This is a genomic window from Maricurvus nonylphenolicus (assembly GCF_042854845.1).
GTDB classification, from domain to species: domain Bacteria; phylum Pseudomonadota; class Gammaproteobacteria; order Pseudomonadales; family Cellvibrionaceae; genus Maricurvus; species Maricurvus nonylphenolicus.
This window is the reverse complement of record NZ_AP031498.1, coordinates 1,669,660-1,684,644: the sequence shown is the minus strand read 5'-3', so window position 1 is coordinate 1,684,644 and position 14,985 is coordinate 1,669,660. Positions and strand designations below refer to the sequence as shown.

17 protein-coding genes are annotated in these 14,985 nt (G+C 49.6%); 5 read left to right on the top strand and 12 right to left on the bottom strand.

All coding sequences use genetic code 11. The features are described 5' to 3' along the window. Window positions 1-98 precede the first annotated feature (98 nt). Window positions 99-1,472, top strand: a complete 1,374-nt coding sequence (locus ACGHZ6_RS07200) for an adenylate/guanylate cyclase domain-containing protein (RefSeq protein WP_390618154.1) — start codon at window positions 99-101, stop codon at window positions 1,470-1,472. A 57-nt stretch (window positions 1,473-1,529) separates the two neighbouring features. Here ACGHZ6_RS07200 and queF read toward each other — a convergent pair whose 3' ends face one another. The 3 genes from queF to ACGHZ6_RS07185 form a co-directional block, all read right to left on the bottom strand. Next, a complete protein-coding gene (queF, locus tag ACGHZ6_RS07195; protein ID WP_390618153.1) occupies window positions 1,530-2,369 on the bottom strand; it encodes an NADPH-dependent 7-cyano-7-deazaguanine reductase QueF in 840 nt (279 codons plus the stop codon). Between the two features lie 85 nt (window positions 2,370-2,454). Beyond that, the gene (locus ACGHZ6_RS07190; protein WP_390618152.1) at window positions 2,455-3,228 is read right to left on the bottom strand and encodes an ABC transporter permease; all 774 of its coding nucleotides are present in this window, start codon (window positions 3,226-3,228) and stop codon (window positions 2,455-2,457) included. Then, window positions 3,225-4,163 carry an ABC transporter ATP-binding protein gene (locus tag ACGHZ6_RS07185; protein WP_390618151.1) on the bottom strand — a complete coding sequence of 313 codons (939 nt, stop codon included), beginning with the start codon at window positions 4,161-4,163 and terminating at the stop codon, window positions 3,225-3,227. The genes ACGHZ6_RS07190 and ACGHZ6_RS07185 overlap by 4 nt, the downstream gene beginning before the upstream one ends. A gap of 179 nt (window positions 4,164-4,342) precedes the next feature. On the opposite strand from ACGHZ6_RS07185, the gene ACGHZ6_RS07180 reads away from it, so the two are divergent. Genes ACGHZ6_RS07180 through ACGHZ6_RS07170 form a run of 3 tightly spaced genes read left to right on the top strand, consistent with a single transcriptional unit; the run spans window position 4,343 to window position 6,127 of the window. Continuing rightward, window positions 4,343-4,657: a PA2817 family protein gene (locus ACGHZ6_RS07180; protein ID WP_390618150.1), complete on the top strand. Its 315-nt coding sequence runs from the start codon at window positions 4,343-4,345 to the stop codon at window positions 4,655-4,657. After that, window positions 4,657-5,661 carry a tRNA dihydrouridine(20/20a) synthase DusA gene (dusA, locus tag ACGHZ6_RS07175; RefSeq protein WP_390618149.1) on the top strand — a complete coding sequence of 335 codons (1,005 nt, stop codon included), beginning with the start codon at window positions 4,657-4,659 and terminating at the stop codon, window positions 5,659-5,661. The genes ACGHZ6_RS07180 and dusA overlap by 1 nt, the downstream gene beginning before the upstream one ends. 22 nt (window positions 5,662-5,683) lie before the next feature. Beyond that, on the top strand, window positions 5,684-6,127 hold the full coding sequence (locus ACGHZ6_RS07170; RefSeq protein ID WP_390618148.1) for a TerB family tellurite resistance protein: 444 nt from the start codon (window positions 5,684-5,686) through the stop codon (window positions 6,125-6,127). A gap of 19 nt (window positions 6,128-6,146) precedes the next feature. Here ACGHZ6_RS07170 and ACGHZ6_RS07165 read toward each other — a convergent pair whose 3' ends face one another. Both ACGHZ6_RS07165 and ACGHZ6_RS07160 read right to left on the bottom strand, forming a co-directional pair. After that, window positions 6,147-6,650 (bottom strand): STAS domain-containing protein, encoded by a 504-nt coding sequence (locus ACGHZ6_RS07165; protein WP_390618147.1) that lies wholly within the window; start codon window positions 6,648-6,650, stop codon window positions 6,147-6,149. A 100-nt stretch (window positions 6,651-6,750) separates the two neighbouring features. After that, window positions 6,751-7,947 carry a SpoIIE family protein phosphatase gene (locus tag ACGHZ6_RS07160; RefSeq protein WP_390618146.1) on the bottom strand — a complete coding sequence of 399 codons (1,197 nt, stop codon included), beginning with the start codon at window positions 7,945-7,947 and terminating at the stop codon, window positions 6,751-6,753. A gap of 288 nt (window positions 7,948-8,235) precedes the next feature. Between ACGHZ6_RS07160 and ACGHZ6_RS07155 the strand changes: the two genes are divergently transcribed. Beyond that, window positions 8,236-8,541 (top strand): PilZ domain-containing protein, encoded by a 306-nt coding sequence (locus ACGHZ6_RS07155; protein WP_390618145.1) that lies wholly within the window; start codon window positions 8,236-8,238, stop codon window positions 8,539-8,541. A 61-nt stretch (window positions 8,542-8,602) separates the two neighbouring features. Here the strand turns inward: ACGHZ6_RS07155 and ACGHZ6_RS07150 are convergent, their stop codons facing one another. The 7 genes from ACGHZ6_RS07150 to ACGHZ6_RS07120 all read right to left on the bottom strand — a co-directional run bounded on the left by ACGHZ6_RS07150 (window position 8,603) and on the right by ACGHZ6_RS07120 (window position 14,842). After that, window positions 8,603-9,352 carry a VacJ family lipoprotein gene (locus ACGHZ6_RS07150; protein WP_390618144.1) on the bottom strand — a complete coding sequence of 250 codons (750 nt, stop codon included), beginning with the start codon at window positions 9,350-9,352 and terminating at the stop codon, window positions 8,603-8,605. Between the two features lie 159 nt (window positions 9,353-9,511). Then, entirely contained in the window at window positions 9,512-10,036 is a 525-nt protein-coding gene (locus ACGHZ6_RS07145) for a hypothetical protein (RefSeq protein ID WP_390618143.1), read from the bottom strand. Between the two features lie 116 nt (window positions 10,037-10,152). Next, window positions 10,153-11,202 (bottom strand): porin, encoded by a 1,050-nt coding sequence (locus ACGHZ6_RS07140; protein ID WP_390618142.1) that lies wholly within the window; start codon window positions 11,200-11,202, stop codon window positions 10,153-10,155. Window positions 11,203-11,459: 257 nt separating this feature from the next. After that, complete coding sequence (locus ACGHZ6_RS07135) at window positions 11,460-12,212, bottom strand: DUF2063 domain-containing protein (RefSeq protein ID WP_390618141.1); 753 nt, start codon at window positions 12,210-12,212, stop codon at window positions 11,460-11,462. Continuing rightward, window positions 12,209-13,087, bottom strand: a complete 879-nt coding sequence (locus tag ACGHZ6_RS07130) for a DUF692 domain-containing protein (protein WP_390618140.1) — start codon at window positions 13,085-13,087, stop codon at window positions 12,209-12,211. The genes ACGHZ6_RS07135 and ACGHZ6_RS07130 overlap by 4 nt, the downstream gene beginning before the upstream one ends. Before the next feature lie 81 nt (window positions 13,088-13,168). Further along, entirely contained in the window at window positions 13,169-13,531 is a 363-nt protein-coding gene (locus tag ACGHZ6_RS07125) for a hypothetical protein (RefSeq protein WP_390618139.1), read from the bottom strand. 354 nt (window positions 13,532-13,885) lie between these two features. After that, complete coding sequence (locus tag ACGHZ6_RS07120; protein WP_390618138.1) at window positions 13,886-14,842, bottom strand: hypothetical protein; 957 nt, start codon at window positions 14,840-14,842, stop codon at window positions 13,886-13,888. Window positions 14,843-14,985: the final 143 nt, after the last annotated feature.

Genomic DNA, 14,985 nt, shown 5'->3' with positions numbered 1-14,985 from the left:
GGGCCAGCTTAGAGACCAGTGGGCTGGAACATCCTCAAACGTGCGAGAGATCACGCAGTTTCCAGCCTTTTATACATAAGATCCAAGACCAGGCTGCAATGCAAGACCAGGCGACGGGAGACACAGAAGCTCCCCTATTTCAGTACTATTTCCGGGCGCTCATCTGTTTTGCCGCCGCCGGAACCATCGCAAGCCAACTGAATTGGTCGGCTGTGGGATCCCTGCACGCCTCGATTTTGATCTTCCTGCTGGCCTACATCTATATTGCCTACCTGATCACCCGTAAAATCCCCGAAGCTAAACGTGCCATAACCGGTCAATGGCTCGGCTATACTGATGCTGCACTGATCGGCGTGGTACTGACATTTGTCGACTTCAGCCTGCTGCCCACCATTCTGTTTGTCACCATGGTCCAATTTAATGCCCTGCAGAATGGCGGCAAGGAAAAGTGGCTGGGCGACAACCTTGCCTTGGTAGCGGGCATGGTACTGGGGCTGTTTTTCCATCAACCCAAGTGGGTGTTTACTACCAGTCTCGAAATCAGCGCCGCGAGTATTATTGGCATCAGCACCTACTTCTGCGCCTCGGCGGCCTTTTCCTACCAGAAGATTGCCCGCATGCAGCAGGAAGCCAGGGATCTACAGAAGGAGCAAAACCTCTACAAGCTCCGCGCTTATAAGCTTTCCCGCTACCTGCCAACCGCCGTATGGGAAGCGGTTAATCAGGGTAAAGAGCAAACGCTTAACGCTGAACGTAAGCGCATGACCATCTTCTTCTCTGATATCAAGGATTTCAGCCAGCTGTCGGAAGAGCTGGAAGCAGAAACTCTCACTGAACTGCTAAACACCTACCTGACCGAGATGTCGAAAATTGTTGCCCAGTACGGCGGCACCATTGATAAGTTTATGGGCGACGGCATGATGGTGCTGTTTGGCGACCGAGCCAGTAAAGGCGTGAAAAGCGATGCCTTGCGCTGCCTGAGCATGGCTCTGGCCATGCGTAAGCGTATGAAGGTGTTGCAACGCCACTGGTACAATCAGGGCATTAAAAAACCGTTACAGATCCGTATGGGCATCAATACAGGTTACTGCACCATTGGTACCTTCGGCACCAGCCACCACCTGGATTACACGGTACTGGGTACCCATGTAAACCTGGCCAGTCGCCTGGAATCGGTTGCTGAGCCCGGTCATATCCTGATTTCCCACGAAACCTGGTCACTGGTGAAAGATGTTGTGATGTGTCGTGACAAGGGTGAAGTGTCGGTGAAAGGCTTTAGCCATCCCATTAAGGTCTACCATGTGGTTGATCTGCGCAAGGAGTTGGGCAGCGATCAGAGCTACTATGAGCACAATATCGATGGTTTCTCCCTACATATGGACCTGGATCGCGTACGCAACTATGACAAGGACAAGGTGCTTCACGCCCTGGAGCAGGTCAGCGAAGCCTTAAAAGACAAAATCATCGTATAAGACCGGGGTCTGACCCTACGGGTCATACCCCACAAGTAACGCCTCTCCCTTCAAACGCTACTGTCGAGCCAGGCGAATATCCAACGCCGAGTCCCCACAATCCGTCCTAAACGGATTAATATCCAAGCCCCCACGGCGGGTATAACGCGCATACACCGTCAACTGCTCCGGCTTACACTGCGCTTTGATATCGGTAAACATACGCTCCACACAGTGCTCATGAAAATCCTGATGCTCGCGGAAAGAGACGATATAACGCAGCAATGCGGCCTTATCAATGGCCGGACCGCGATAAGCAATATACACACTGGCCCAATCAGGCTGGCCAGTTACCGGGCAATTACTCTTTAGCAAATCGCTGTGCAGGTTTTCTGAAATAATTCGGCCTTCATCGCAGGCCAATAAACTGGCATCAGGATGATAAACATCCACCTCGATATCCTGCCCATCAATGGACTCGCCAACCAAATGCCCTAAACCGCGGGATACGCCCTGATTCAAAGATTGCACATCAACCAACACCTTGGCTCCTGCCGCCACAGACAAATCTGACTCCAGCGTTGTTGCCACTTCCTGCATAGAGTTAAAGCGGGTTTGGTTAAACGAGTTTAAATACAATTTAAAGGACTTCGACTCGACAATAGCCGGGCTAAAACAGGGGAAAATAAATTCCGCCATTGCCACTACCGGTTTGCCTTTGGCATCCAACCAGGACAACTCATAACCCGTCCAAATATCCACTCCGGAAAAGGGCAAAGCTTGCTCATCGATAGACAGACTGCGACGAGACTCTTCCCTGGGAATTGGGCACAGTAATGAAGGGGTATAAACAGACACATATTCGGTCTGCTTGCCTAACGGAATATCATGCATGGTATTTACAGCTTCTTTGTTCATTGCGCTGCCGCCCTCGAAAGCCGATATTCACCTAGCAAATCAACTTTTCACGGGCAGAGCTATTAAAATCCGACCAATGGTACCTTTACGCTCGCAGACGTTTACCTGTACTCAGCAGGTGTAAGCTATAAGCGAACAGGATCACAATAAAAATACTCACCCCGATAAACGCCCCGGCAATATTGATATCCGAAATCCCCAGGAAACCGTAACGGAAGGCATTCACCATATACAGTATAGGGTTCAGCTGTGACACACCCTGCCAAAACTCCGGCAGCAGGCTAATGGAATAAAACACACCGCCCAGATAGGTCAGCGGGGTTAGAACAAACGTCGGGATAATAGAAATATCATCAAAGGAATTGGCATATACCGCATTGATAAAACCCGCCAGAGAGAAAAGTACCGAGGTCATAAATACAATGGCAACGGTCACCCCCAGACTGTGGATTTTCAATTCCGTAAAGAACAGCGACAAGAGCGTCACAATAAAACCTACCGCCAGGCCGCGTGCAACGCCACCCAACACATACCCCATCAAAATCACATAGTTAGGCGTCGGCGAAACCAACAACTCTTCAACACTGCGCTGAAATTTAGTGCTATAAAAAGACGACACCACATTGGAGTAGGAATTACTGATCACCGACATCATAATCAAGCCCGGCACCACAAAGGACATATAATCAAAACCGTCCATTTGCCCAATGCGAGAACCAATCAGGGTGCCAAAAATCACAAAATACAGCGCCATGGTAATTGCAGGGGGCAACAGGGTCTGCATCCAAATACGGGTAAAGCGGGTAATTTCTTTACGCAAAATTGTGTTTAGCGCAACCCATTGCTGTTGAGCATTCATACCCTGCCCTCCTTCTTGGCCGCCGACTCATTGATCAGCGACACAAACAATTCTTCCAAACGATTGGCTTTATTACGCATACTCACTACATGGATATTCCGCTCACTTAAGGCGGCAAACAATTCATTCAGCGATTGCCCCTTTTCCACCATCGCCTCGATGCAGTGCTCATCCATCAGGGATAAATCGTAACCTTCTACCTGCGGACACTCAGTTAGTACTTCACGGGTATCCAACACAAAAGTTTCCTGATTTAACTGCTTTAGCAGCTCTTTAATACTGGTATGGGTGACAATGGTACCGTGATCGATGATGGCAATATTGCGGCACAGACTCTCAGCTTCTTCGAGGTAATGAGTCGTCAAAATAATCGTGGTACCCGCGGCATTAATCTCTTGCAGAAATGCCCACATGGAACGGCGCAATTCAATATCAACGCCCGCTGTTGGCTCATCGAGAATCAGCAGCTCTGGCTCATGGATTAACGCTCTGGCAATCATCAACCGACGCTTCATACCACCAGACAGCAAACGAGCCTGGGTATCGCGCTTATCCCACAGCTCCAGCTTACGCAGGTATTCCTCAGCCTTAGTTTGCGCTCTGGCCTTCGACAAGCCGTAAAACCCGGCCTGATTAACAACAATATCCAGCACCTTCTCAAACTGATTAAAGTTAAATTCCTGCGGCACCACACCCAATAGCTGCTTGGCCTGGCTAGATTCTTTGACAATATCCTTACCAAAAATACGGACATCACCCTCACTCTTATTCACCAGCGAGGAAATAATGCCAATGGTGGTGGACTTACCAGCCCCATTTGGGCCCAGCAGGGCGAAGAAATCTCCAGGCTGAACTTCGAGATCGATGCCCTTTAGCGCCGTAAAACCGTTGCTATAGGTCTTCTGAAGGTTGCGAATAGATAATGCTGCTGTCATGACTTTGCTGCTTAGTTTGGTGGCTGGAGGTACTACTGGTCATACTAAGGGCGGATATTTGACCCCGCCAGCGAGCAGATTGCAATGCCAAGGCCGCGATAATTCGTCAAATACTCTTGTCAAAATAGAGTAAAATAGCCCTCTGTTTACCCTTAATAAAAGACGATACAGCTAACGCTATGACCCGTACCGAGTTACAAGATCAACTCAATGCCCTGTTAAAAGCCGTAAAACCCGCCATCCCTGATGACGAAAGCGGCCAGACCATTATTGAACTGTTCGACAGCACCCTGTCAGCACTGGCAGAGGGCAAGGAATACATTTTTCTAGCCGAAGACCTGCTGATCCGCATGATTACCTTCTACCCCCACCTGACCCCGGTGATCCCACGGGAGCTACTGTGGGCTGTTGGCGGCTCTTGCCTGGGTTTTATGGAAGACAGTGAGATTGATGCCTTCTCTGCCCAGAACGATGACCAAGGGGTTCAACACTAGTGAGCAGGGCCCCTCTCAATCGCCGCTTTACCGTCGCCCCCATGATGGAATGGTCGGATAAACACTGCCGGATGCTCTGGCGCCTGATATCCCACCACTCTGTACTCTATTCCGAGATGGTAACCACTGGCGCCGTTCTGCATGGGTTCCGCGAACGCTTTCTGGATTTCGATCCCAGCGAACACCCGGTAGCTCTGCAGCTGGGCGGTAGCAATCCCAGTGAGCTGGCTGAATGCGCCAAGCTGGCGCAGGAATGGGGCTATGATGAAGTTAACCTAAACTGTGGCTGCCCCAGCGATCGGGTGCAGAACAATATGATTGGTGCCATTTTGATGGCCCACCCCAATTTAGTCGCCGATTGTATTAAGGCCATGCAGGACGCCGTTGAGATTCCAGTCACCGTTAAAAACCGTATCGGTATTGACGATATGGAAGACTACCCGGGCCTGGTCAAATTCGTCAGCACCATTGCTGAAACAGGCTGCAATACCTTTATTGTTCACGCCCGTAAGGCCTGGCTGCAGGGATTGAGCCCGAAAGAGAATCGGGAAAAACCGCCGCTGAAATATGAGATGGTTTACCACTTAAAACAGGATTTCCCCGACTTGGAGATTCTGATCAATGGCGGCATCACAACACTGGATGAATGCCAACAACATCTGCAACATGTCGACGGTGTTATGATGGGACGTGAGGCTTATTCGAATCCCTATCTGCTGGCCGAAGTAGATCAAAGGCTTTATGGCGATGAGCATGATATTCCTTCGCGCATGCAAGTGGCTGAAGCCTATATGGCCTATATTGAAAAAGAGCTGAGCAATGGCACGCGCCTAAACCATATGACCCGTCATATGCTGGGTCTGTTTCAGGGTATGCCTGGTGCGAGACTGTTTCGCCGTCATATCAGTGAAAATGCCACGAAACCTGGCGCCGGTATTGAGGTCGTAGAAAAAGCACTGGAAGCAATTACCTACCGTGAACGCAAACAGGCGTTAAACGGATAATTGCAGGACATCAGGAGAAAATATGCTGGATGCCATAAAACGTTTTTTTGAAGATCACCTGGCTCACGACGAAGAAAACCATTTAACCGACTACCAAAAACATCTGGCCTGCGCGGCATTAATGGTTGAGGTTGCCGCCATTGATGAACACTTCGACGCCAGTGAATTTGAAGCACTGAAACAACACCTGCAACAGCAATTCAGTATCAATGACCGGGATTTAAATGAGTTGGCCGAACTGGCTCGAATAGAAAGTAAAGAATCCCTGTCGCTCTACCAATTTACTCGCCTGGTAAACGACTACTGCACCCCCACCGAAAAGTTTGAGTTGTTGCAAGGTATGTGGAAAGTGGCTCGCGCCGATGGGCATATTGATAAGTATGAGGAGTATATGATCCGCAAGATCAGCGAGCTGATTTACGTTTCACACAGTGAGTTTATTCGCGCCAAGAAGACAAGCGTTTAAAAATATAGAAAGGGGTTAATCAGTCATTTTCCAGGGTTTTGACCAAGTCCTGGAAGGTCTCGCGATTTTTATCGTTAAGGTCCATCAAAATACGGTGGGCTTCGATAACTCGCTGCTTGGCCTGAGCCTCATCCGCCACCGGACAATCCAGTACAGACGCCTGATGTTGCGCTGCTTTATTGACATAGTCGGGCAAGGTTTCGGTACTGACAATATCGAAGATTTCGGCAAAGCCCATACAGTCGAGGGTACGATTGATGCCCGCGCTTTCCGACAGGATCATAGGGCGTAATTGTTTGCGCTCCATGGCCAGAATAGCAATCTTGGCCATTAAACCCAGGGTAGTACTATCAACCGCCTCGGCAGCGGTTAAATCAAACATGATCGCGCGAAAATCATCGCGGCTAAACATGGTATCTATAAACTGATCAAACGATACACACAGCGTTAACCGTACGTCACCTTCCATCTTGATGACGTATACGCCGTCGTGATCCGCAACCAAAATCTGACCTGGTTGCATATCAGCCCCCTTTAACCTCTAGCATTACAATCTCGATCGTTTAGGTAACTTAGCGTTCAAGCTGCCCACCTAGTGATCTTTGACCTCCAAAGTTAATCGTTTACTCACCGCTTATGGGGCGAGTAATGGCTAGCACCGCAATATCGTCCGGTGCCTCCTCGATCTGATCCAGGCTCAGCATCTCGGAAATGGCCGCCACACTGCCATCTGTGCCTGACAACACATCCAGCAAGTAGGCCTCTTTCTCCAGTAGATCCCTGGGCGGCAAGACCTCCAGAATACCGTCTGAGAAGCTCACCAGGGTCGCTCCGGGGGGGAAGTCTACCTCATATATTTCCCAACTTACATCTCGAAAGATGCCCAGCGGCTTGCCACGCCCCTCCAGGTACTCCGCCCTGCCATCGACAATCATCATCGGCATTGGCAGGTGCCCTCCTACAGAATAGCGCAGCTTGTGAGTTTCTGTATCGATTGTGCCCGTAAAACAGGTCATATGGTTGCCCAAACGTGACTCATTGAGCTGGGTATTAATCATATCCAGGAAGACATTGGGGCTCTTATTGGCACTCTCTTCGGTGATATACATATCCCCATGCATTACCGCATCAGTAGCCAGATGCTTGAGCCATACGGTAACAAAAGCCGATGAGGCCCCATGACCGGAGACATCGGTCAGGTGGAAGGGGATATAGCGGTCCTTTACATAAGCCAGATCAATGGCATCGCCACTTAGATAGAGCGAGGGAATCACCCGGTGCTCAATATGGTAGCCGTGCTTATCAATAGGAGATGGAGGCAACAGGCGCTGCTGCACATGGCGCCCAGCTTCCTGATCCTTCTCCAGGGTTCGCAGATGGTCGCGCAGCTCGCGGTTGGCGGTTTCCATCTCTTCCCGGTAGCGACGGTTTTCCGCCAGCAGATCGAGGCGCTCCAGGCTTTTACGCACCGCATGCACCAGGACTTCCATATCCGCCAGGGGTTTGATCAGGTAGTCTGCCGCGCCTAATCGCAGGGCCTCAACCACATCCCCCATCACACCGGCACCAGATACCACAATAACCGGGGTTTCAGGGGAGATCGTATGCACTTGATCGAGCACCTGCAGGCCGTCCATACCCGGCATGCGCAGGTCGGTAATAACAAGATCGGGAATGGTTTCGCGAAACAGGTAGAGCCCCAGAACACCGTCGGCGGCATCCATAACGCTAAAACCACTGTCTTCGAGATAGGCTACAACACTCTGACGGACGATTGTGTCATCATCAATGATGAGCAGTTTCCGACTTCCTTCCGACATCCAGGCCCCTGTCTATGTGACGGTAAGATACACTCAAATTCGCTCTATTTGCCCAGTCATTTGCATATATGAAAGAGACAGCAAAAGGCGTGTTTTTAATCGTTATAGTAGTTGAGTTGCGCGACACTTAAGAAACCTTAACCCTACTCCCATCTCCATATACGCGCAAGCTACCAAAACCACTTTTTTTCCGCTATGGTTGATTAGTAAGCGAGCACTATGTTCGTTTGCCGACCGAGAAAAGAGTTATACGGCACCCTCTTACAATGATTACAACGGGAGCGCACAATGAGCCTTGCACGTCATGACTTTAGTGAGAAGCGTAACTTCATTCGGATGAAAATAGACACCCCGGCAAAAATCAAAGTACACGCCGAAGGCATCGACCTTGAAGGTGTTTGCCGTGATTTAAGTGGTGGCGGCATGCTGGTCGAGGTGGATAAAGCCCTGCCAACCGGTTCAGAGCTGGAGGTAACCATTGCCTCAGAACACAGTCACAGCCCAATGTTGAGAGCCAAAACGCGCGTGTCGAGGGTAATTGGGGGCCCTAACGACAAGTGCACGCTTGGACTGGAAATAACTGAAATGCTTTAAATAAAATAGGGTCTGACCCTGCGGGTCAGACCCCATCTCAAACTCTGAGCACCAAGACTAATTAATAGTCTCCGTAGTCCCCTTCCCCGCCAAAATCGTCCTCGACCTCACCATCGTTAATCACATATTCACGACGCTGCAAGTAGGCATCACGCATAAAAGTGTAACGATCGCCGCTGATCAGTTCTTCGGCTTCCAGCAGTCCGGCACGGGTATCGACAAAACCAGCACCCCAGGTGGAGTTGCGAGTTGGCACATGATCGATATAACTGATTAAATCCATCTGACTGTCGACAGGTAATCCCAAACCATCACGTAAAGTGGAAGGCCCAAGGAACGGAATGACTACATAGGGGCCGGAACCTACGCCCCATACCGCCAGAGTCTGGCCAAAGTCTTCACCGCCGTCATTTTCCGGCAGGCCGATATGCTGAGCGACATCGAACAAGCCAACCACGCCCACAGTACTATTGACCAAAAAACGACCGGTATCATTGGCGGCCTGGCCCCACTTCCACTGCAGGATATCATTGACGATATTGCGGACTTCCAGCAGGTTATCAAACACATTACTGATGCCATCTTCGACGGGATCTGGTGTAACCGCCCGGTAGCCCTGTGCGACGGGCTTCATAAAGTAGCGGTCCATTGTGTCATTAAAGGTGTATACGCTGCGGTTGAAGCCTTCCCAGGGATCAGGGTTTTTAGCGTCCTCTGCCATGGCTCCTGATGATAAAGCCCCTGTGGATAATACCGCTGCCAGAGCCAAGGCCAAGGCGCTTGCCTTACGTTTGGCTTTTATGTTTTGCATTCTTCTTCCTCATGTCGTCCCTAAGCTTAGGATCACTAGTTTAGTGCAGCCCACAAAAAAAAACAGCCCCAGACGCAATCGCCTGGGGCTGTTACCACTACGCTCAGAAATTTTTGGAGAAAACCGAGCTAAACTGCTTGAGGACCAGTTATCGTCAACTTACTCTGCACAGGTAAACTGATAGTGCAAAAAGTAACCGGTACCAGCGGGTTCTACCCACTCTTCATTTTTGGTCCAGCCTTTTGGACAGTATTGAGCCATCTGCACATACAGGCCGTTGAGTGCGGACTGTGGACCACCGGTAATGGTGAAAGGCTCACGGATATTAAATACAACGCCCGCATTGCTTTGGATATCTTCCAGGGTCGTTGCTTCAGCACCTGCGCTGGCAGGTACAGATAATGTTTGCTGGGTTAAGCCGTTGGCAGTAGTGCCCTCAACGGTAACCGTTTTGGCGACATTGCTGTCTTCACCGTAGGTGGTAACGGTTTTTTTCTTTTTAGACAGAAAGGTCGATTTGGACTTTGGGTCGTACAGGATCACTGGATCCTTGGCACACTCAACATGCAACGAGTGGAAGTCCAGACTATCAGCCATATCTACTGCATCTTCCTCACATGGGTCATTAGCCCAAACCTGAGATGCCAGAGTCAAAGCAGCTAAAGAAACAATTAACTTGTGCATATTCTTCTCCACAAAGAACATCAACCTCACTTTTTGGTCATCCAAAACCTTAAGTGAGATTTAAGAAAGTAAGGGCGCCAGATGGCGCCCTCTTGAACACTTGATCTAAGGTTAACTTAGAACTTGTGCTCCATACCTAGACCGAAACGAGTAACTTCGTCAGTGGTGTTAGCCAGCTTGTCGTCTTCTTCGCCGTTAGAGTAGTAAGCGTAAACTTTGGTTTTCTTACCCAGCTTGTAGTCAACACCCAGTTGCAGCCACTCTTCTTCAGATTCTGAAGTTTTGGCGCCAGCTGCGTTTTCTTCTTCGTACTCACCTTCACCGTACTGAAGCTTCCAAGTGAACTTACCAGCTTTGTAAGCAGCGCTTACAACGTAGCTGTCTTCGTCGTATGAATCGTCAGTAGCATCAGTAACATTGTCAGAGTAGTTGTCACCTTCTTCAGCAGACTGGATCATAGCGCCCAGAGTCAGAGCGTCGAACTTGTAGGTGGCAACGATACGGGTGATGTCCAGGAAGTCTTTTTCTTGAGAACCGGAGTCAACGTTTTCGTCACGAGCCAGACCCAGGTACAGGCCATTAGCAGAGTAGCTAACGCCAGCTGAGTAGCTGTCCAGCAGACCGTCTTGATCGTTGTCGGAATCGCTATCTTCACCCAGAACAGTCATCAAAGACGCAGAGAAACCGCCCATTTTTGGAGTGGTGTAGTTGATAACGTTGCTGGCACGAGTCTCACCAGACATCCAGTTTTTAACATCGCCACCGTCCAGATCGTTGAACAGGTCAACTTTCTTCTGGGCCAGTTTCAGAACAGTGTCGTGCTTACCAGCGAAGATGGTACCGAAGTTACCAGTCAGACCACCGTAGATGTTACGCTGAGAGAAAGTCTCACCGTCTTTGTCACCGTCGTCTACTTGAATTTCGAATTCAGCCTTGTAGATAGCGTACAGGCCTTCGCTCAGCTCAGTCTTACCTTTAAAACCGATGCGAGAAGCGTTGGAGTTCAGGTCCCAGCTATCTTCGGAGCTGCTGCCAGCGTCGTCGTGATCTTCGTTAACAGCGGTGATGTTTACTTTACCGTAAACCTTGCCATCGATAGGACCAGCCGCCAGAGCGGACATAGGCAGAGCAGCGGCAATAGCCAGAGGCAGAATTGCTTTTTTCATGGTTTTTCCCCAATTAGTAGTGGTTATAAGTTCAACTCAAATGTTTGGTAAAAAAAGCAGATGCAATCTTCCAAGCACGATTGCGTCATGGCTGCGCATTGTGAAGAGCGAATATGTCAGCAATATGACAGGGGATAAAAAAGTTGGGGGATATTGCGATTTGTTAGAAAAGATGACAGAAAGGTTAAAAAAACCAAGTAGATCAATAGGTTAGAAAAGAACAATCAGGCGCCAACCGGCATTTACTGTTCAATATATCAGCAGACAATATGACAGTTTTGTAACTTTGAAAGAATTTCTGCGCCAAAATCGAGCAATTGTTGGGGATTTGGGTGCCGCATTTCCTCTGCTAACTGTAATAAAGCCTCACGCCCAGTTAGAGAGGCTTCACCACTTAGCAAGCTCAGCAATCTGGCAGTCACCGCATTACTCTCCATAAAACCGACTTCATCGGCGCGGTTACGGTAGACAATTAGGAAGGTTGGCTGCTCTGGTGGGGACTGCGGTTGAAACTCAGGGCCAATTAAATGCACCGGGTATTGATAGGATAAACTCCAAGCCAAAGGAGAGGCCTTGGGTTTGCCCTCAAGAAGATCTTCGGTAACGGGGTAACCGTCAAAGGTTTCTGTCGATACATCCAATGCAAGCTCTACCCACTCGTAGTGGGCCAACTCCAGCAGAAAGGCTGGATCACCGTCCTGGATTCCACGCTGTTCTTGCAAATAGGAAAGGAATTCCTGGCTGATTTCCAAAAAGTACGGGCTATGGCTCTGATGCACAGCCATAAAGTCTCGTACCAATTGCTGCCAGGCTTGATCGGTATACAGCTGACGAAGAATAGGAAAACCACCGCTGATAAAGCTCTCCACATTATTGAAGATCAAATCGCGGTAAATTTTTAAGCGTCGATCTTCAATACCAGCTGGTGCGGCATATTGCTCGGGGTTACGCAGGTGACCGGCAAAACCTGCTTGGGTTTCTGCAAAACTCATCGTCGATTTAGCACTCATCGTACGTGCACCAAATCATCTTCGCTTGTCTGTGCCTCAGGGTAGCGCTGCTGAATACGGCGAATGAGATTAACTTCAGTTAAGAGCTCATCAACCGCTGGAATATTAAAGTCCCTTTCCAGCAACGTCGGTAAAACCCCAAACGTCTCGTAGGCTTTATCCAACAGCTCCCACACCGGATCAATAACATCGGCGCCATGGGTATCCACACGCAGATCTTCAGCTTCATCAAAATGCCCAGCGACATGAATATATACGGCTTTATCACCGGGCAACTGCTGTAGAAACTCTACCGGATCGTAACGGTGGTTAATGCTGTTAACGTAAATATTATTCACATCAAGCAACAGGTTACAGCCAGACTCAGCAATCACCGCATTGATAAAATCGATCTCTCGCATTTCCTGCTGGGGTGCACAGTAGTAAGAAACATTTTCCATGGCAATGGGTTGCTCTAGAAAATCCTGCACCTGACGAATTCGGCCAGCTACATGATGGACTGCCTCTTCGGTAAACGGAATCGGCATTAGATCGTACAAATGTCCTGAATCACTGCAATAACTCAGATGCTCGGTATAAAGTTTTATATCGTGCTCTTTGATAAAACGTTTGATATTGGCCAGTAGTTCCATATCCAAGGGATCTGTTGAACCAATCGACAGGGACAAACCGTGACAGACAAACGGAAACCGTTCGGTGTATGACCGAAACGCCTTACCAAAGCGCCCTCCTAACCCAATCCAGTTCTCCGGAGCCACTTCCATAAAGTTAACATCGTCGGTGGTCACCGCTTGAAAATCATCAAGCATGCTGCGACGTAAACCTAAACCAGCGCCGTGAATGTTTGGAAAGTTTGTGGGGGAGGAAATAGACATAAGAATTTATGTGTGGAGTGAAAATTGATGCGGGGCACGACCCGTAGGGTCGGCCCCGGTGCTAATAAGGTTTAGGCGGGATTATTTACCGCCGCACTTACCTTCGCCGCACTTACCTTCTTTGCCAGCTTTTTCGCCGCCGCACTTACCTTCGCCGCACTTGCCTTCCTTGCCAGCTTTTTCGCCGCCGCATTTACCTTCGCCGCACTTGCCTTCCTTGTCAGCTTTTTCGCCGCCGCATTTACCTTCACCGCACTTGCCTTCGCCACACTTACCTTCAGCGTCTTTACCGGCCAGGTTATAACCGCTGGTCAGTTCAGTTGCTGCAAATGGGTTTTCTGCAGCGGATGCAACAGGAGCCAAGGTCGCAGACGCAACAAAAGCTGCACCTACTGCTGCCGCCAAAGGAGCTGCCATAGTTTTAGTAGTTTCTTTCTTCGCCATAGTTATTTCTCCATAGTGGTGCCTTGTTTTAATTTTACAATGAGCACCTGGGTTTCTACCTTTAGTTGAAAACTTCACCCGAGTTCTTTCTCCGCTGACGGCAGCTTTCCCTCTTATGAAGCCCTTAAAGACCTGTAGTAGGCCTGAAAATCCCTCAGTACTGACTTCAGTAAGCAGCACCAAAGTGATCTTGCCTACTATGACAGAGGACGACTTGATTAGTTTCGATGCATTACACATTTTTAGCAAGTTTTTCTGTTTATTAGAAAACTGCCAAACAGACGGGAACTTTTTGGTGTTTTATCCAACAAAAGCCGGTTGCTTTAAGGGATATCGTAGCCGAGGGATAAGCAATTAAGCTCTGCGTAACTGGGTTGTAGCATCCGGATGCTGCATTTCATACAACCAGGCTTCAATGGCCTCGAAGTGATCACTCACCGCATCTTTATGAGTCAGTAATGTCTCTGCATTATAGTTACGGCGATTACCGCAAGCCTTCCCTACCCCCACCAGGCGGACATCGTGGGGCCCAAGCTCTTCAATCAATAAACGGGTATCTTCCACACTGCCCCACAAACCTCTGTCGCGCAGCGAAAAGTACAGACTCGGCGGCAGGGGTTTGCGCTGCAGGGCCTGGCGATAATCAAAACCGTCTTCGGGGTCGAGCCAATCAATCGACTGCTGCCAGGCACGCCACTGTTGATAAACCAGGCGGCTGTCAGCGTGAACCTGGTGACCGACACCTGCGGCATTCACACAGCCAAACAGGGCTGCCGCAGTATCACAGCCCCACTGCCAGGTCATATACCGTAAGGTCTTATCAAGGCTGGTTAATTGGCAACAGCGCCCAGCGGCAAAGTGCACCATGCTAAACACCGGCGCAGGAAGAATATCCAAACGCGCATAGGCTGCCAGCAACAACAAGCTACCTAACCCCTGGCCACCCCACATTTGAGGAGCACCGGGACGCAGTTTAGCCATGGCATTTAAATGGGCTGGGATATCTTCCGCAATTAGCGCATGTAACCCCCAATCGGCATGGCGAGTCACCAGGGGCCAACTGCGGCCTTTACCACGCAGCTCAGCGACAAAGACATCGTAACCGGCTGTTGCCAGAAAGGGCGCCAGACCCGCTTGGGTTGAATTAGGAAGAAAAAGACTGGAATCCTGACCGAAACCGGCCACTAAAAACACAGGAGGGCCATCGGTGCGCTTATAACAGCGTCGTAACTGCAATTGATGGCCACCGGACACCGTCACGGTATGCTCTTCGAGCTTGAGTCGACTTTCACCCCAGGGAAATGTAGACATCACGTCCTGTCGTTTAGCGTTATTTGCCACTTAAGATAGCCCATCTGTATGGTGTTGTCTTGGGGGGAGTTAACAGTTTTCTCTGTTTATCTCTCACCTCAACTCTGGGGTCAGACCCGTAGGGTCAGACCCCGCCCCTGCAA